16 protein-coding genes and 1 tRNA gene are annotated in these 17,408 nt (G+C 40.1%); 4 read left to right on the top strand and 13 right to left on the bottom strand.

What is annotated here, in order from left to right; all coding sequences use genetic code 11:
- Positions 1-34: 34 nt before the first annotated feature.
- The 10 genes from HJC33_RS10840 to HJC33_RS10795 all read right to left on the bottom strand — a co-directional run bounded on the left by HJC33_RS10840 (position 35) and on the right by HJC33_RS10795 (position 10,508).
- Positions 35-307, bottom strand: coding sequence for a heavy-metal-associated domain-containing protein (locus HJC33_RS10840; protein WP_171658845.1), 273 nt, complete (start codon positions 305-307; stop codon positions 35-37).
- Positions 308-310: 3 nt separating this feature from the next.
- Positions 311-1,726, bottom strand: coding sequence for an MBL fold metallo-hydrolase (locus HJC33_RS10835; RefSeq protein ID WP_171658844.1), 1,416 nt, complete (start codon positions 1,724-1,726; stop codon positions 311-313).
- Positions 1,727-1,862: 136 nt separating this feature from the next.
- Positions 1,863-2,570, bottom strand: coding sequence for a sulfite exporter TauE/SafE family protein (locus tag HJC33_RS10830; protein WP_171658843.1), 708 nt, complete (start codon positions 2,568-2,570; stop codon positions 1,863-1,865).
- Between the two features lie 3 nt (positions 2,571-2,573).
- Complete coding sequence (locus HJC33_RS10825; RefSeq protein WP_171658842.1) at positions 2,574-3,020, bottom strand: FixH family protein; 447 nt, start codon at positions 3,018-3,020, stop codon at positions 2,574-2,576.
- A gap of 11 nt (positions 3,021-3,031) precedes the next feature.
- Entirely contained in the window at positions 3,032-4,441 is a 1,410-nt protein-coding gene (ccoG, locus tag HJC33_RS10820) for a cytochrome c oxidase accessory protein CcoG (RefSeq protein WP_171658841.1), read from the bottom strand.
- 57 nt (positions 4,442-4,498) lie between these two features.
- Positions 4,499-5,455, bottom strand: coding sequence for a cbb3-type cytochrome c oxidase N-terminal domain-containing protein (locus HJC33_RS10815; protein ID WP_171658840.1), 957 nt, complete (start codon positions 5,453-5,455; stop codon positions 4,499-4,501).
- 4 nt (positions 5,456-5,459) lie between these two features.
- Complete coding sequence (locus HJC33_RS10810; protein WP_171658839.1) at positions 5,460-5,648, bottom strand: CcoQ/FixQ family Cbb3-type cytochrome c oxidase assembly chaperone; 189 nt, start codon at positions 5,646-5,648, stop codon at positions 5,460-5,462.
- A gap of 2 nt (positions 5,649-5,650) precedes the next feature.
- Positions 5,651-7,852, bottom strand: a complete 2,202-nt coding sequence (ccoN, locus tag HJC33_RS10805) for a cytochrome-c oxidase, cbb3-type subunit I (protein WP_171658838.1) — start codon at positions 7,850-7,852, stop codon at positions 5,651-5,653.
- A gap of 2 nt (positions 7,853-7,854) precedes the next feature.
- Positions 7,855-8,064, bottom strand: coding sequence for a cbb3-type cytochrome oxidase assembly protein CcoS (ccoS, locus tag HJC33_RS10800; protein ID WP_171658837.1), 210 nt, complete (start codon positions 8,062-8,064; stop codon positions 7,855-7,857).
- Between the two features lie 59 nt (positions 8,065-8,123).
- Positions 8,124-10,508 (bottom strand): heavy metal translocating P-type ATPase, encoded by a 2,385-nt coding sequence (locus HJC33_RS10795; protein WP_171658836.1) that lies wholly within the window; start codon positions 10,506-10,508, stop codon positions 8,124-8,126.
- Between the two features lie 125 nt (positions 10,509-10,633).
- Between HJC33_RS10795 and HJC33_RS10790 the strand changes: the two genes are divergently transcribed.
- Positions 10,634-11,326, top strand: coding sequence for a Crp/Fnr family transcriptional regulator (locus tag HJC33_RS10790; protein WP_246245532.1), 693 nt, complete (start codon positions 10,634-10,636; stop codon positions 11,324-11,326).
- Between the two features lie 84 nt (positions 11,327-11,410).
- Entirely contained in the window at positions 11,411-12,316 is a 906-nt protein-coding gene (locus tag HJC33_RS10785) for a universal stress protein (RefSeq protein WP_171658835.1), read from the top strand.
- A 76-nt stretch (positions 12,317-12,392) separates the two neighbouring features.
- Here the strand turns inward: HJC33_RS10785 and HJC33_RS10780 are convergent, their stop codons facing one another.
- Both HJC33_RS10780 and HJC33_RS10775 read right to left on the bottom strand, forming a co-directional pair.
- Positions 12,393-12,785, bottom strand: a complete 393-nt coding sequence (locus tag HJC33_RS10780) for a response regulator (RefSeq protein ID WP_171658834.1) — start codon at positions 12,783-12,785, stop codon at positions 12,393-12,395.
- Positions 12,786-13,031: 246 nt separating this feature from the next.
- Positions 13,032-13,113 (bottom strand) — tRNA-Leu (locus HJC33_RS10775).
- 97 nt (positions 13,114-13,210) lie between these two features.
- Between HJC33_RS10775 and HJC33_RS10770 the strand changes: the two genes are divergently transcribed.
- Complete coding sequence (locus HJC33_RS10770; protein ID WP_171658833.1) at positions 13,211-14,599, top strand: dipeptidase; 1,389 nt, start codon at positions 13,211-13,213, stop codon at positions 14,597-14,599.
- 58 nt (positions 14,600-14,657) lie between these two features.
- Here HJC33_RS10770 and HJC33_RS10765 read toward each other — a convergent pair whose 3' ends face one another.
- Positions 14,658-15,860: an NAD(P)/FAD-dependent oxidoreductase gene (locus HJC33_RS10765; protein WP_171658832.1), complete on the bottom strand. Its 1,203-nt coding sequence runs from the start codon at positions 15,858-15,860 to the stop codon at positions 14,658-14,660.
- 191 nt (positions 15,861-16,051) lie between these two features.
- Here HJC33_RS10765 and HJC33_RS10760 point away from each other — a divergent pair, with 191 nt between their 5' ends.
- Positions 16,052-17,152, top strand: coding sequence for a DUF4407 domain-containing protein (locus HJC33_RS10760; protein ID WP_171658831.1), 1,101 nt, complete (start codon positions 16,052-16,054; stop codon positions 17,150-17,152).
- Positions 17,153-17,408: the final 256 nt, after the last annotated feature.

The raw sequence follows: 17,408 nt of genomic DNA, 5'->3' as shown, positions 1-17,408 counted from the left end.
ACAATCCTTCTTATTGCTAAAATTTTGACTCATTTTAATTATTCATTAATCTACCCATTCCACAGCTTACAAAAGATTTTGCCTTTGTGGATAGCGTATTAACATCATCTATCGTGGGATATCCCATACTTTTTAATAGATCTTGAACTTTTGAAGACTCAACTTCAGATTTAGATTCAAAAATTACCTCCCCCGTTTCAATTTCCACATTAACTGCTGCCACTCCACTCAATTTCTCAAGGTTCTTTTTGATGGTGTTGGCACAGCCTCCACATTTTAAATTCTGTACAATAACCTTTGTCTTCATACTTTATAACATTGTTGTTGGTTCCTCATATTCTGAAACCGCTACATTTTTAGTTTTAATATCGGCAAAGCCTCCAGCCACATCAACAAAATTCTCCCAACCTCTTTGCTTAAGAATGGATGCGGCAATCATACTTCTATATCCCCCTGCACAATGCAACACAAATTCATTGTCTTTTGGAAATTCTGCTAAATGATTGTTCATGACATTAAGGGGTATGTTCACAGCACCGATCACATGTTCAGAATCAAACTCGCTTTTCTTTCTTACATCGATGACCAATGGCCTGCTATCGTTATAAGCCTGTTCAAATTCATCGGCATTCATGCGCTGTATCCTATCGATTTCTTTCCTAGCCGTTTTCCAGCTTTCAAAACCACCTTCCAGATACCCCAAGGTTTTATCATAACCTACCCTGGCCAAACGAATGATGGCCTCTTCTTCCTTACCTGGTTCACATATCAATAAAATCTCTTGTTGTATATCTGGAATCATTTCTCCAACCCATTGAGCAAAACTTCCTTCCAAACCAATGTTGACACTGTTGGGAATAAATCCTTTGGAAAATGTTTCGGCATCCCGCGTATCCAAAACCAGTGCGCTGGTCTCATTGGCAGCAGCTTCAAAAGCCTCTGCGGACAACGGATTTGTACCTCTATCCATTATTGTGTCAATGCTTTCATATCCTTTGATATTCATGAGTACATTTTGCGGAAAATACCCTGGAGGCGCAGTAAGTCCTTCCAACAATTCCTTAATGAACTCTTCCTTTGTCATACCTTCTCTTAAGGCATAATTGGTCTTTTTTTGATGTCCCAAAGTATCCGTGGTCTCACTGCTCATTTTCTTTCCACAAGCAGATCCTGCCCCATGGTTAGGGTAAACTATCAAATCATCGTTCAATGGCATAATCTTGTTGCGAAGTGAATCAAACAGATGTCCTGCCAACTTTTCTTCTGTAAGTTCTGAAATTACATGCTGGGCCAAATCAGGTCGACCTACATCTCCTATAAAAAGGGTATCCCCAGTAATGATTCCATGCTCTTTGCCATTTTCATCAATCAACAGATAGGTGGTGCTTTCCATGGTATGTCCAGGCGTGTGAATCACTTTTATTTTATAATCTCCAACGGTGAACACTTGACCATCCTCTGCTACTAAAGCGTCATACCCGGGTTTTGCAGTAGGTCCAAAAACAATGGTAGCCCCAGTTTTTTCTTTAAGATTCAAATGCCCACTGACAAAATCAGCATGAAAATGGGTTTCAAACACATATTTTATTTTAGCTCCATCGTGCTCGGCTCGATCTATGTAGGGCTGCACCTCTCGTAATGGGTCAAAAACAGCTGCTTCCCCTTTGCTTTCCAAATAGTAAGCAGCGTGAGCCAAACATCCTGTATAAATTTGCTGTACTTTCATGATTTTTAATGTTTTAAGTTACTTTTAAAGGTAAAATCATCCTAGTTCCACCACAGTAACTTTAGTTGCAAAACTGCCGAATTTTTAAGCAAAAAAATATGACATACATCAGGAGGGTTTACATGTAATTTTACGGTCAGTGACATTCCAAATTACTTGAAGCCATTTCAACTTTGGGAGGCGCTTTTGGAGAAACGTAGGGTATTCCCAGACCCAATCCCCGCAAAATGAAAAGGGCTCCTATAATCACCACAAAAACAGGGACAAACTTTTGAATAAGTTGCCGAGTATTGCCTTTTAGAAAAGAACTAAAATATACTGCGGACGTCATCAAGGGTACTGTTCCCATTCCGAATAGAATCATATACAAACCTCCTTCCAAAGGATTCCCAAGTGCAATGGCTCCCAGCAGTGCCATATAGACCAAACCACAAGGTAAGAATCCATTTAAAAAACCAATGGTCAAAAAAGTATCTGGGGTCTTTTTTTGAAGCTCTGCCCCAAGTCTGGATTTTATTTTGGACAGAAGTCCGTAAACTGGTTTTGCCACACTGAATTTTTTGACATATTTCGCAGGAATCACCACCAACAATATCATGACCGCACCAATGAGAATAGATAGCTTTTGCTGAAACCCAAAAAGATATAGGCCTTTGCCAACAAATCCGAAAACCAATCCCATAATTCCATAAGCTAAAGCCCTCCCAAAATGGTAGATGCTTAGCTGCAACAGTTTTTTGGATTTGCTTTTCCTATCCAAAGGCAACATAAAGGCAATGGGGCCGCACATGCCCAAACAGTGCAAACTTCCCAAAAGACCTAGAACTATTGCCGATGCCAACATAACTTAGTAAACCAGTTTTTCTTTATGTAAAAAGGGTTTGCCCTCATACTGCCATTTAACAATAATGTCCCAGCGACCGTCCACCAAGCGATTGTCAGGTATGAGCAAATGTGTTTTGGACAAACTTATGGGAAAGTCAACATCCAAGTGCTTGTTAGACGGTCTGTATAGGGACACTGTGCCTTTAATCTTTTTTGGGTTGAATTGTTCTGGAAAAATCAGGGTAATCCCTTCTTCGGATTTTTGAACTTTTATTGTAGCCCCCATTTCTGATGCCGAACGTGCAGCATCTATTTCTTGTTGATAGGCCAGTTCTTGTTTGTAATATTCTTCGGTGACCAAATCGTGATTAGCCCTATCATCCGTGCTCATTCGATATACAAAGTATAATATAAAGGTTATGAAGGCTATGAAAGCCAAAACAATTCCTGTTCCCCAATTTATCTTCATCTTAGTCTATTTTAATTATAACTCCTAGGTGCCAAAAACTGGGTCACCGTAGTTTCAATTAGTTTATCACCACTATACACACCTATTTTCAGTTTGTCCTTATCACCAGTTAATGCCGATGCATTTATTTCAATAAACAATGTTCCTTCTGCCAATTCCTCAGCTGGCACCACAAAACTATCTTGTGACACCATTTTTATTGTTCCCTTGTGGGACAGCAGTTTAAAAGAGACATTCTCAATATCTTTACTTGTTTTATTTACCATCTTATAGGTATAGACATTACTGATGATATTATTTGCCTTACGTTCATATAGTTGACCTGGAAGTCTTAGAATATTGGCTTCCAGCTCGTTTCTGAGGAACAACATCCCAACCAATATGCCTATCAATACGGTCAATACTGCGGTGTAACCTTTCATTCTGGCCGTAAACTTGAATTTGGATTTATTGGTTATCTCGTCTTCACTGGCATACCTGATCAACCCTCTTGGTTTTTTGATGCTGTCCATGATGTGATCGCACTCATCAATACAAGCAGTACAATTGACACATTCCAACTGGGTCCCATTACGAATATCGATTCCTGTAGGGCATACATTTACACACTGAAAACAATCAATACAGTCACCGACCCCTAAAGCTTCCCTGTCCTCGTTCTTTCTAAACTTCTTTCGACCGTTTTCCCCTTCTCCTCTTTTATGGTCATAAGCCACCACAATGGATTTATTATCCAAAAGGACTCCTTGCAAACGTCCATAAGGACAAGCAATAATGCACACTTGCTCCCTAAACCAAGCAAACACAAAATAGAATACCCCAGTAAAGATCAGAAGAGGTATCATAGTACCTAAATGGGCCATAGGCCCGTCAAGGACATAGCGCATCAATTTATCACTTCCTATTAAATAGGCTAGAAATACGTTGGCGATCAAAAAGGAAATAATAAAAAAGATGATCCACTTTAAGAGTCTTTTTCCAATCTTTTTACTATTCCAAGGAGCTTTGTCCAATCGCATCTGTGCTCCTCGATCACCATCAATCCAATACTCAATCCTGCGAAAGACCATTTCCAGAAAAATGGTCTGCGGACACATCCATCCGCAGAAAATTCGACCATAAGCAACAGTAAACAGGGCAATAAATATGACCCCGATTATCATTGAGATGACAAACAGATGAAAATCTTGGGGCCAAAAGGGAAATCCAAAAATATTGAAGCGACGCTCCAATACATTGAACATTAAAAACTGATGCCCGTTGACTTTAACAAATGGTGCTGCCACTAAAAAAATCAGAAGGCCATAGCTAACATATTTACGATAATCATAAAATCGTCCACTAGGTTTTTTGGGATAAATCCAAGCGCGTTTCCCTTCTTGGGTAACTGTGCCTATGGAATCCCTAAAATTTTCTTCCATTACAACTTTTTTCTCAATTAAAGGCCGTGCACAGCACGGCCTTTATCCAAATACCAATTAATTCATGGCCACGTCCGTGGAATCCGAGATTTGTTCCATCTCGGGGTTTTCGGTTTCGGTTTCTTGTGGTTGCGGTGCATCTGGGTCTATCCAAATTTCGCCCTCAGGTGCTTTTGGGTTTTCTGGTGTGGTTCCGCCCAATGTAAGCACATAACTGGACACTTGGGCTATTTCGGCAGGTTTTAGGGTCTGTTTCCAAGCTATCATTCCTTTTCCGTCACGTCCTCCTTCGGATATAGTATTGAACACATTTTTAATTCCTCCACCCAAAATCCAATATTCGTCGGTCAAGTTAGGCCCAATTGCCCCTCCTCCATCTGCTGTGTGACAAGCGACGCAATTTGCTGTAAATATCTTCTTGCCCGCACTTAAATCAGAAGCGTCGGATAAGAACTCAACAGTATTGACGTCTACCAAATCTTTGGCTGTTTTCTTATATTCCTCAATGGCAATTTGAGCAGCAGCAACTTCTTCTTCGTATTCCAGCTTTTGGTCATAATCACCAATAATATGGAAACGTACTAGATAAACTACCGCAAAAACAATGGTGGCATAAAAAAGGTATACCCACCATGGCGGCAGTACATTGTCCAGCTCTCGAATTCCATCATAGTTATGATCCATGATAATCTCACCTTCTTTTTCAATCGCTTTACTTTTGGTAAGATTATTATATACATTCTTGGCCCATTTCCACTCCCATTTTTTGTTCTTGGCAGCCAAGTAGCGTTCCTGTGCCTCTTTGGAAAGTGTCTGGAACATTATATTTTCAATGGATTTTAAAATCAACTCAATGGCAATGAGAAGCATCAATACCATGAGCAGAAAAAACTGTGTAATGGGATATTCTATAATTGCCGGCTTATCGCCTGAATCTATAAAGTATTCCATCAATCCGAAGATGATAAAGAATAATACGGGGACCCGAATCCACCAAGGTGTTCTTGTGCTCATAATATTATAGTTTGTGTTGTTGATCGTTAGTCTCCAAGGGTAATTCTCCCATCTCTTTTATGTGCTCTTTTGAAGCGGTGAACACCCACCAAAAAAGTGCCACAAAAAACACGAAAAAGATTAAAAGTGATATCATGGGATAACTGGCCACCCCTTCGATACCTTCCATATGTCCTTTTACAAATTTCAACATGGTTATTTGTTTTGAGATAGTAATTCTTCTGTTTCCTTTACTTTGATGTCTGTACCCAATCTTTGCAGATAGGCTATCAGTGACACAATTTCCCTATCGCGCATTTCCACAAAATCCTCACCATTTTCTTGCGCATATTTCTTATCTGCTTCATAGGTTTTTGCAAATTCAGGATCACTGTATAGGTTTTTCTCTATTTGCACGGCTTGTTCACTCATGGATTGCGGTGCATTGGCAATATCCTCCTCTGTGTAAGGGACTCCCAGTTTCACCATGACTTCCATTTTAGCCTGAACCCCACTACGATCATGTCTGTTCCTTACCAACCATTGATACGCTGGCATAATGGATCCCGCAGAAGTACTTTGCGGATCGTACATGTGGTTTAAGTGCCAATTATCTGAATATTTACCACCAACCCGAAGCAAATCTGGACCGGTACGCTTACTTCCCCAGAGGAAAGGATGGTCATATACAAATTCTCCTGCCTTCGCGTATTCACCGTAACGCTCTACCTCGCTCCTAAAAGGTCTGATCATTTGGGAGTGGCAACCCACACAACCTTCTCTAATGTAGAGATCGCGGCCTTCCAATTCTAGAGGGGTATATGGTTTTACACTGGTTATGGTCGGAATGTTTGATTTTACCAAAATGGTTGGAATTATCTGCACAATACCACCTATCAAAATCGCAATAGTTGCCAAAATTGTAAGCTGAATGGGTCTTCTTTCCAACCAGTTGTGGAAAGTCTCTCCTGCCACACGTCTTTTGGACACCCGTGTCAATGCAGGAGCTTCTGCCAATTCATCTTCAACCTTACTACCAGACCTAATGGTCATCACAATATTGTAGAGTAAGACAAACATTCCCAATATATAGAGACTTCCTCCTATGGCCCTCATCCAGTACATTGGAATAATCTGGGTAACGGTCTCCAAGAAGTTACCATAAACCAATGTACCGTCTGGGTTAAAATCTTTCCACATCAGGGCTTGGGTAAATCCGGCCACATACATGGGAAGTGCATAAAGCACTATGCCCAAGGTGCCTATCCAAAAATGGAAGTTGGCCAATCCTTTAGAGTGCAAACTGGTCTTGAACATTTTGGGCACCAACCAATAAATCATACCAAAGGTCAGGAACCCGTTCCAAGCCAACGCCCCTACGTGCACGTGGGCAATAATCCAGTCACTGAAGTGGGCAATGGCATTTACATTTTTAAGGGAAAGCATGGGACCTTCAAAGGTGGCCATACCGTAACCTGTAATAGCTACCACCATAAATTTTAAGGTGGCATCGCTACGTACCTTATCCCAAACACCTCTAAGTGTCAATAATCCATTGATCATACCTCCCCAAGAAGGTGCTATCAACATTACAGAGAAAACAACCCCTAGGTTTTGAGCCCAGTCTGGCAATGCGGAATATAATAAATGGTGTGGTCCTGCCCAGATATAAATGAATATCAATGACCAGAAATGGACAATGGATAAGCGGTATGAATAAATAGGTCTGTTGGCCGCTTTGGGAACAAAATAGTACATCAACCCTAAGAAAGGAGTGGTTAAGAAAAAGGCCACTGCGTTGTGTCCATACCACCACTGTACTAAGGCATCTTGCACCCCTGCATACACAGAGTAGCTTTTAAGGGCAGATACCGGCAATTCCAAACTATTGAAAATATGCAGTACCGCTACGGTAACAAATGTGGCGAGGTAAAACCAAATCGCGACATAAAGGTGTCGTTGCCTCCTCTTAAGTATTGTACCGATGAGGTTCCAACCAAATGCTACCCAAACTACTGCAATGGCCAAATCTATAGGCCATTCCAGCTCGGCATATTCTTTTGAGGTTGTATAACCAAGTGGTAACGTTAGTGCCGCAGCTACAATAATGAGCTGCCAACCCCAAAAGTTGAAATTACTCAAGAAGTCACTGAACATTCTGGCCTTGAGCAAGCGTTGGGTGGAATAATAGACCCCTGCAAAAATGGCGTTACCCACAAAGGCAAAAATCACTGCATTGGTATGCAGTGGCCTTAGGCGACCAAAACTAAGCCATGAAATTCCATCGGTTACATTGGGAAATAAAAACATAAAGGCCAATAACAGACCTACCGACATTCCTACTATACCCCACAGAATGGTGGCGTATAAGAATTTTTGCACGATTTTGTTATCGTAGCGAAACTGCTGTGTTTCCATATTTATTGGTTTGTACTTTTCTTTTGTTTGATTCTGTTAGTATCTTGATTTGTTTTACCAGCGTCCCCCACTACCTCATCTTCAAAAAGCATGCGAACGGATGGGGTATAGGTATCATCATACTGTCCACTTCTCACAGAGAACAGGAAGGCAGCAAAAAAAGCCAGCGCAACCAAAATACTTATGGCCAATAACACATAAATGACACTCATACCTGCTTTAAATTGGTGGTAAAACTACTGTGATGGTGTTGTGCAAAAAATGACATATATCAGCTTTCAACTTTTTTTAATTTTCTACCCCAATAATTTGTGCAAAGAGTAGTAAACACAACTATGCTGATGGAACTCAATGGCATTAAAATAGCCGCAATAACTGGCTGCAACTGACCAGTGACCGCAAAATAGAGTCCTACAAGATTGTAGCATAATGAGAAAACAAAACTCATTTTGATGATCTGAATGGCTTTTTTGGAAAGCATCAAAAACTTAGGCAGCTTAGGCAAACTTGAAGCATCTAAAATTCCATCGCATGCCGGTGAAAAAACATTAATATTTTCTGAAACAGCTATCCCAACATTACTCTGCGCCAATGCTCCTGCATCATTGAGTCCATCACCTACCATTAATACCTTATGGCCTTTTTGCAACCCTTTAATGTGATTCAGTTTATCTTCTGGTTTTTGATTGAAAAGCATACGGGTATTCTGGGGCAATAAATTTTCCAATTGTTTTCGTTCCCCATCGTTATCTCCAGAAAGAATTCCAAGATCCAGATCATCTCCCAATGTTCTAAAAATCTCTTCAACCCCCTCCCTATAGGTATTTTTAAATACAAACCGGCCTTTGATGTCTTCATCAGAACTTACATAGACGGCTGTGTTGGTCAAAGAGGGAGATTTATCTTTGCCAACATAAGCAGCAGAACCTACTTTTATAGAATGATTTTTGACTTTTCCCTCTATTCCTTTACCCGTGTGTTCTTCAAATTCATCCAAGGTCAAAATGGCATTGGATTTTAGAATTTCATACAAAGACCTGCTCAAAGGGTGGTTAGATGCCCGAAGGGTTGTTTTCAGTAATGCGGTCTCCTCTGGAGTCAATTCAACTCCTTCATAAACAATCGTATCATTTTGGGTTGTTGTGAGGGTCCCTGTTTTATCAAAAATGGCAGTATCTATTTTTGACAATCGTTCTATAACATTGGAGTTCTTGAGGTAAAATCTATGTCTTCCAAAAATGCGAAGCATATTCCCCAAAGTAAATGGAGCCGCTAAGGCAATGGCACAAGGACAAGCTATGATCAACACCGCCGTAAAAACATTGAGCGCCAAGCTTGGTTGATAAATTAGCCAGTATGTTGTGGCCAATATAGCAATGGTCAAAACAGCAATGGTAAACCGTTTTCCAATACTGTCCGTAAGGGATTGGAACTGACTTACTTTATCTTTTGAAAAAACAGAATTACCCCATAATTGAGTGAGGTAGCTTTGTGAAACTGATTTCAATACCTCGACCTCTATTATTCCAGTTATTTGCCTTCCCCCTGCAAAAAGCTTTTCTCCTGCTTGCCTAAACACTGCTTGTGATTCTCCGGTAACAAAGCTGTAATCAATTTCAGCCTCACCTTTAATCAGCAGACAATCCACAGGAATGATTTCTTGATTGCGTATGAGAATCCGGTCTCCGGCTTTTATGTTATAAATCTGAATGTTTTCTTCGGTATTATTTGCCCCCAATCGAGTAACTGCAATGGGAAAATATGATTTGTAATCCCGCTCAAAGGATAGGTAAGCATAGGTCTTTTGCTGAAAGAATTTCCCTAACAACAGAAAAAAGACCAGCCCTGTAAGACTATCAAAAAAACCAGATCCAAGATCCAATGCTATATCGATAGTACTGCGAACAAACAAAGTCAAAACCCCTAGAGCAATGGGTACATCTATATTCAAAAGTTTGGATCGTAACCCCTTGTATGCAGATAAGAAATAATCCTGAGCAGCGTAAAGCACCACTGGCATTGCAAATGCAAACATCAACCAACGAAAAACCAGCTTGTATTGATCTAGCCAAAATTCCTCTACTTCAAAATATTCTGGAAATGACAGCAACATAACATTCCCAAAGGCAAATCCTGCCACTCCCAACTTATAAATCAAAGATCTATCGACCTTATTTTGCTTTTTGTCATAAGCTTCCAAGGAGATATAGGGTTCGTAGCCAATACTGCCCAAAAGCAACACCAAAGCTTTTAGGGAAAAATCTTCGGTTTTGTAGGTAATCCGAATTGTTTTCTTAGGGAAATCGACCTGTGAACTGGATACGGCTTTGTGCAGTCGATTCAAATTTTCCAGCACCCAAATACAAGAGCTGCAATGTATGGCAGGAATGCTCAAACTTACCACCTGAACACCATCTTCGTCAAACTCCACCAACTGACTTACAATCTCTTGATTGTCCAGAAAGTCATATTTCTTTTTGATTTCATTGGGAGTGGTTCCTGCACCAGCTTCTATCTCATAATAGGTAGATAAGCCATTGGATGTAAAAATCTCATAGACTGTTTTACATCCATTGCAACAAAAATCCTTCCCGTCAAAATGGACTTTGTGCTTTCCGCAATGATCACCACAATGATAACATGTCATGTTTGCCATCGACATTTGCTTTACCTAGCACAAAATTGTGATACACTTCCGATCTAAAACATGACATTTATCAGTTATTGTTTTTGTCCTTACATGTAAATTTGCACTATCAGGTAAATCAATAACAGTCAGTTATGGACGAGAGTAGATGTGAAAATTGTATCATCAGGCAGTTTAATTCGCTCAGGGCCATGAGCAAAGAGGAATTGAAACAAGTTTCCGATTCCAAAATCACCAAAAAACTTAAAAAGGGAGATCATCTTTTTGAAGAAGGAGAAAAACTCAATGGGGTCTATTGTGTACGCAATGGTGTCTCCAAACTCTCCAAATTAAGTGCCAATGGCAAAGACCAAATTGTAAAATTGGCCACTAAGGGTGAAGTAATCGGTCAACGCTCCGTTATTTCTGAAGAACACACCAATTTATCCGCTATTGCAGTAAGCGATATGGAAGTGTGCTTCATTCCAAAAGAAACCATTAACCATACATTGCAAAAGAACCCTAATTTTACTTTGGAAGTTTTGCGACATATGGCCCATGATCTGAAGGAGGCCGATGACGTCATCGTGAATATTTCCCAAAAGACCGTTAAGCAACGTATTGCAGAGGCTTTTCTTTATTTGAAAAATAATTTTGGGGAAGACGATGAAGGTTTTTTGGCACTTACACTTTCTAGAGAAGATATTTCCAATGTGGTGGGTACCGCTACAGAATCTGCAATCAGAATTATTTCTGAATTCAAGAAAAAAGGACTCATCCATACTTCGGGCAAAAAGATTGGCATAAAAAACGAACGGAAGCTTTTGGAAATGGTGGAAGGGTTTTAACCTACCCTTAATCCAAAACCTGACAATTGTCATAGTATCCCCTATAGCTTCATCTTAATTTTATCGCATCCTTATTTTGATCAGATGCAAAAGATTTTAATACCTACGGATTTTTCAGAAAACGCATGGAACGCGATTGATTATGCCATGCAGTTGTTCCGTGATAAGAAGTGCACTTTTTATCTGCTCAACACCTATACTCCTGTTATTCCCAGCAGTCGCTTTATGGCAAAAATGGTAGATGGTGTTCGTATTGTGGATGCGGTAAGGGACTCTTCAGAAAGGGGTCTACAGAAAACTGTTTCCCAAATCAAAAGCAAGTATAGAAATCCTAATCATAGTTTTGAGACCATATCTTCTTTCAATCTTTTGGTTGAAGAAGTGAAGGACATTGTGGATTCTTTGGGTATTCATCTAGTAATTACTGGAACCAAAGGAGCCTCTGGCATTGATGAGGTCTTTATGGGCAGTAACACAGTGCGAATTATCAAAAACGCCAAAAAATGCCCAGTTCTTGCCATTCCTCAGCATTTTGAATATGTAACGCCAAGTGAGATTGCGTTTGCTACGGATTTTAATCGTTTTTATACAATATCTGAGCTGGCCCCCCTATTGGAAATGGCCAAAATGTTCGGCGCCACCATACGCATAGTCCATGTACAATATGGCATAAAAGCCTTGTCTGAGTTACAACAGTTCAATTTGAACATGCTCCGCAGGTACTTGAGTGATGTTGAACATTATGTACATACCGTTTCCGAGCTTCATTCGGTTTCCCAAACCTTGGAAGTTTTTTCCAAAGAACTGGACATCCATTTACTGGCTTTGTTGAATTATCAGCACAGCTACATGGAAAAAATGACCCGGGAACCCATCATCAAAAGGACAGCTTTTCACACCCAAATACCTTTATTGGTCATTCCAGAATTGGGTATGGAAGGTATTTCCGTTGAAATTAATGAAGAGGAAAAAGAGGAAGCAGCTTCCTAATAAAGCGCCTCCTTTTATTGCCCCAAAATTTCACAAAGGTATTTTGAATGAAAAAACTATGCCCCCATTTTCTGCTCTAAGGCATGTAAGCCAACTGAAGGTATTCCTCCAAATGCTCAATACGCAATGGCTTGGCAATAAATTCCTTAACGAACTTACCATACTTTTTAGCTTCTTCGCGGTCAGCTTCAAGAACTGAAGAGGTAACCAATAAAACTTCAATAGTTTCTGGAAAATTCTCTAAAACCATAAATTCCAAGAATTCAAAACCGCTCATCTCTGGCATATTAATATCCAACAAAACTAGGGTTCTGTCATTTTGGTTAGCACGAAAACGCAAATCATCCAAGGCCAACTCCGGATTGGTAAAACTTTTCAGTTTATCCTCCATTCCCATTTTTCTAAAATGAATGGTGTTGATGGTGTTTACCAAATCTTCATCGTCTACAAGGTAAATTTCTTTATACATACTGGCTGATTTAATTATTAATAATTCAAGTATTATCACTATTACTGTATGCAATCAAAAACCATACTGCATATGAGTACAACACGATTATCTTGAAATTATTGTAAGAATTTTATTTCTTTTAAAGGAAGTAATGCTTTCTTTTATTTGTGAAATTAAAATAAAAACAAAATAGTAATCTGAGACCCTTAGGGATAGATGCTATTTTTAAACAAAAAAAGCTCCCAAAAATTTGAGAGCTTTTTGTGCGGGTGAAGGGAGTCGAACCCCCACGCCTCACGGCACTAGATCCTAAGTCTAGCGTGTCTACCAATTCCACCACACCCGCGGAAAGGAGTGCAAATATACTTCAATTTTCTAATTTGCAAATGTCCTGTTCTTAAAAACTTGTTTTTTGTACTTTTAGTATTCTTTTTAAAATATACATGGAACAAATAAACGAATACATCAACACCCACAAAGACCGATTCATCAACGAACTTATTGAACTCCTCAAAATTCCATCCATTAGTGCGGACACTGCTTTTTCCCAAGACGTATTGGAAACTGCCAAAGCCGTAAAAAAGGCATTGGAAGAAGCGGGTTGTGACAATACCGAAATCTGTGAAACGAAGGGGTATCCTGTGGTCTATGGAGATAAAATCATTGACCCTAACCTACCCACCATACTGGTCTATGGACATTACGATGTACAACCACCAGACCCTATGGGTTTATGGGAATCACCTCCCTTTGAACCAATCATAAAAACAACTAAACTACACCCAGACGGTGCCATATTTGCCAGAGGTGCCTGTGACGACAAAGGGCAGTTCTACATGCATGTGAAAGCTGTTGAATTTATGATCAAAAACAACACGTTGCCCTGCAATGTAAAATTTATGATTGAAGGTGAAGAAGAAGTTGGCAGCGATAGTCTAGCGGACTTTCTTGAAGACCATAAAGACAAACTGTCCAATGATATTATCTTGATTTCCGATACTGGAATGATGGCCAACGATGTGCCATCCATCACCACGGGCCTACGAGGACTAAGTTATGTTGAAGTTGAGGTGACAGGACCCAATAGGGATTTACACTCCGGAATTTATGGCGGCGCCGTTCCCAATCCCATCAATGTACTGTCTAAAATGATTGCTTCCCTACATGATGAAAACAACCATATTACCATTCCTGGTTTTTACGATAAGGTAGAAATCCTTTCCAAAGAAGAACGTGCAGCAATGGCCGAAGCTCCTTTTGATATTGAAGATTATAAAGATGCATTGGATATTACAGATGTTTATGGGGAAAAAGGCTATTCTACCCCAGAACGTTATTCCATTCGTCCAACTCTAGATGTGAATGGCATCTGGGGAGGATATACCGGAGAGGGCGCCAAAACAGTCATTGCCAGTAAGGCCTATGCTAAAATTTCCATGCGATTGGTACCTCATCAAGACCCTGATGAAATCACCAAACTCTTCTCAGACCATTTTAGTGCCATTGCACCCAAAGGGGTAAAAGTAAAGGTGACTCCCCACCATGGAGGTCTGCCCTACGTAACCCCAACAAACAGTGTTGGTTACAAAGCAGCTGCCAAAGCGTATGAAAAAACCTTTGGAAAGACCCCAATTCCAGAGCGCACAGGGGGTAGTATTCCCATTGTAGCACTATTTGAGCAAGTATTGCAAAGCAAGACTATTCTCATGGGATTTGGGCTGGACAGCGATGCCATTCATTCTCCCAATGAACATTTTGGGGTCTGGAACTTTTTAAAAGGTATTGAAACCATCCCCTACTTTTATAAATATTATACGGAACTAACGGCCTAATAGCATGTAATGGGAAAACCACTTCCAAGGAAGTGGTTTTCATTTGGAGTTTACTTAGTTAGGGTAATTGTGAATACCCATTTTTTGTCTTCCACAAGAAATATTTTTCAAAAAGTACTTTCGAAAAATCATAAAAGACATTGGGAATCATAATTGCAAAATTCCTTGGTTTGAACAAATGGTCACTAATAATGATCACCTCTTTTTTACCAGCATCCATTACGCAGATACCTGGTATTTTCCCCCATGCTTTTCGCTTCAACTTGGTTACACCTTTGGATACCCTTACAATGTTCTCGGCTACTATTTTGCCCGTTTCGTCTGAAGGATACCCCGTTTTCGGTCCAGAAAATGGCACCTTCCCCGGTTTGAAGGGCAATTGTACATCCACAGCAATACCGGCGGACCAAACATTGGGATAATCAGGGTGTCTATAATCATCCCCTACTGGCAAATACCCCGTTGGCGTGGCATTAAGTTCTGGTGAATTCATCACAAAATCCACCCCAACAAAAGGAGGCATGAGCATGGTAAAACTACTTGGCAAAATTTCACCAGAGGTCAAAACTACCGTATCATGGGTCACTTCCTTCACCCCTACCTCTGTCCTGTAATGTATGTTGAACATCTTCATAAAAGACTTGAGCATCGTCTCCCCTCCCGTCATACCATCAATTCCAAAATGCCCCAAAAAAGTCTCGGGAGTAATCCAGTAGAGATCCACTTTTTTTCTGATTTTCTCTTCTCGCAACCACTTTTCAACATTGAACAAAAACTCATAGGCCGCTCCCATACAACCAGCATTCTGTGTTGCTCCAATTACGATGGGCCCAGGATTTTTTTTAAATTCCTCAAGGGCCTTTCTCGTTTGCATGGCACCATTGGGAGTTCCTATATAATGGGCATACTCGGGCACTCCTGGAGCAACGTCATATTTTACCTTGGGTCCTGTGGCAATGACCAAATGATCATAGGCATAATCTCCTTTGGTGGTACGCACCACTTGACTTGTTGGATCTACCTTTAAAGCTTCGGCCTGTATAAACTCTACTTCTTTCTTTTCCAAAATTGCATCTTTCCTAAAGGAAATGTCCTTGATTTCCCTACGCCCAAAAGGCACCCAGATCAGTGAGGGAACAAATAGAAATAGTGGAGATTTATCTATGACGATAACCTTATGTTCCTTTTTCCCTTTTCTTTTGATTTCAAGAGCGGCGGTGAGTCCAGCAAAGTTTCCGCCTATTACTACGGTAGTTGTCATCGTTTTCAATTTTATGGAATAAAAATACGTTTTCAATACCTCAAAAAATATGACAAGAATCATGTTTCAAATTATAACCAAATGACTTTCAATTATTTATAACTCACTAAAAATCAATTTTAAACAAGCCGTGTGTAACAAATGTCACAAAACTGCGTTCTAATAAAAGCAATCAAAAAAAGAACACTATCATGTTGCAACGCTTCTTTATTTTCTGTTCCGGCGCGGACACCGGCATTCTTGAAACCTGTTCCAATGGGGAACGTAATAAATACGCAGGCATTGGAGCCACCGTTTTCTTTACGGCGGTTATGGCCTTTATTGCCAGTGGTTATGCCCTGTATACTGTTTTTGACAACATTTACACCTCCATTTTCTTTGGTTTGATTTGGGGCCTGTTGATCTTCAATTTGGACCGATACATTGTATCCACCATCAAAAAACGCGATAACTTTAAAAGTGAACTCCTACAAGCAGCGCCGCGTATTATTTTGGCCGTAATCATTGCCGTAGTGATTTCCAAGCCTTTGGAAATGAAAATTTTTGAAAAGGAGATAGATCAAGTCCTGCTGGAAGAGAAAAATGCCATGACCTTGGCCAACCAAGAGCAATTGGCATTGCAATACACGCCCAAAATTGAAAGTCTGAACCAGGAAATTGCAGCTTTAAAAAATGAAGTGGCCCAGAAAGAGGCAGAAACCAATGCCTTATATGCCACCTATATTTCTGAAGCCGAAGGAACCGCTGGCACAGGTTTGTTGGGGAAAGGCCCCGTGTATAAAGAAAAACGTGAAAAACATGATGCTTACTTGGCAGAACTGAACGCACTTAAAGCAACCAATGCTGCCAAAATTGAAAATTTAGAAGCTCAAATTGCCGCTTTGGGCACCGATTACAATACCGCTGTCACCAACTCCCAACCTATTATTGATGGTTTTGATGGGCTTATGGCCCGCATCAATGCGCTTGGAAAACTGCCTTGGTTACCTTCATTTTTTATTTTCCTTTTGTTCCTTGCCATAGAAACTGCACCGATCATTGCCAAGCTATTGGCTCCTAAAGGGGAATACGACTACAAGTTTGAGGAGCAGGAAAGTGTGGTGGCCACTTGGGTGACCCAGAAAGTGAAACAGCGCAAGCTTTTACTCGCTACGGATGGCGAACTTAACCAAAAAATCTACGAGGACATTACCAATGAGGAGCAACTATATCGCTACAAAAAAGAAAAGGCCGAAGAATTGCTGCGACTCCAAGCCGATGCTTTCCATAAAGTTCAGACGAAGGGGCTGTAGATAGCTTTAAAATGAGCAACTTTAAAGAAAAAACCATAGAAAAAGCTTGGTTTTTCTATAATAGTATCTAAGAGAATTTATATGCATTCAATCCCTTCCCCTTTGTTTTAAAAAGAGCGCTTTTTAGAAAGAAACGTATTTCAGCATTTTACTGAGCTATGGTTCCATTCTACAATTCCGAAAATTTAACAAAAGTGTCTTTATCCGCCATTTTGGTAGTTATGTTAAAATATTAACAAACCTAACCATAACCACC

This window comes from Flagellimonas amphidinii, assembly GCF_013090115.1.
Taxonomy (GTDB): Bacteria; Bacteroidota; Bacteroidia; order Flavobacteriales; family Flavobacteriaceae; genus Flagellimonas; species Flagellimonas amphidinii.
Note: the sequence above shows the minus strand (reverse complement) of the source record. Positions and strands in the feature narration are given on the sequence as shown.

Coding starts and splice junctions, on each gene's coding strand:
- HJC33_RS10840 (WP_171658845.1), bottom strand. CDS start 307: ATGAAGACAAAGGTTATTGTACAGAATTTAAAATGTGGAGGCTGTGCC.
- HJC33_RS10835 (WP_171658844.1), bottom strand. CDS start 1,726: ATGAAAGTACAGCAAATTTATACAGGATGTTTGGCTCACGCTGCTTAC.
- HJC33_RS10830 (WP_171658843.1), bottom strand. CDS start 2,570: ATGTTGGCATCGGCAATAGTTCTAGGTCTTTTGGGAAGTTTGCACTGT.
- HJC33_RS10825 (WP_171658842.1), bottom strand. CDS start 3,020: ATGAAGATAAATTGGGGAACAGGAATTGTTTTGGCTTTCATAGCCTTC.
- ccoG (WP_171658841.1), bottom strand. CDS start 4,441: ATGGAAGAAAATTTTAGGGATTCCATAGGCACAGTTACCCAAGAAGGG.
- HJC33_RS10815 (WP_171658840.1), bottom strand. CDS start 5,455: ATGAGCACAAGAACACCTTGGTGGATTCGGGTCCCCGTATTATTCTTT.
- HJC33_RS10810 (WP_171658839.1), bottom strand. CDS start 5,648: ATGTTGAAATTTGTAAAAGGACATATGGAAGGTATCGAAGGGGTGGCC.
- ccoN (WP_171658838.1), bottom strand. CDS start 7,852: ATGGAAACACAGCAGTTTCGCTACGATAACAAAATCGTGCAAAAATTC.
- ccoS (WP_171658837.1), bottom strand. CDS start 8,064: ATGAGTGTCATTTATGTGTTATTGGCCATAAGTATTTTGGTTGCGCTG.
- HJC33_RS10795 (WP_171658836.1), bottom strand. CDS start 10,508: ATGGCAAACATGACATGTTATCATTGTGGTGATCATTGCGGAAAGCAC.
- HJC33_RS10790 (WP_246245532.1), top strand. CDS start 10,634: ATGGACGAGAGTAGATGTGAAAATTGTATCATCAGGCAGTTTAATTCG.
- HJC33_RS10785 (WP_171658835.1), top strand. CDS start 11,411: ATGCAAAAGATTTTAATACCTACGGATTTTTCAGAAAACGCATGGAAC.
- HJC33_RS10780 (WP_171658834.1), bottom strand. CDS start 12,785: ATGTATAAAGAAATTTACCTTGTAGACGATGAAGATTTGGTAAACACC.
- HJC33_RS10770 (WP_171658833.1), top strand. CDS start 13,211: ATGGAACAAATAAACGAATACATCAACACCCACAAAGACCGATTCATC.
- HJC33_RS10765 (WP_171658832.1), bottom strand. CDS start 15,860: ATGACAACTACCGTAGTAATAGGCGGAAACTTTGCTGGACTCACCGCC.
- HJC33_RS10760 (WP_171658831.1), top strand. CDS start 16,052: ATGTTGCAACGCTTCTTTATTTTCTGTTCCGGCGCGGACACCGGCATT.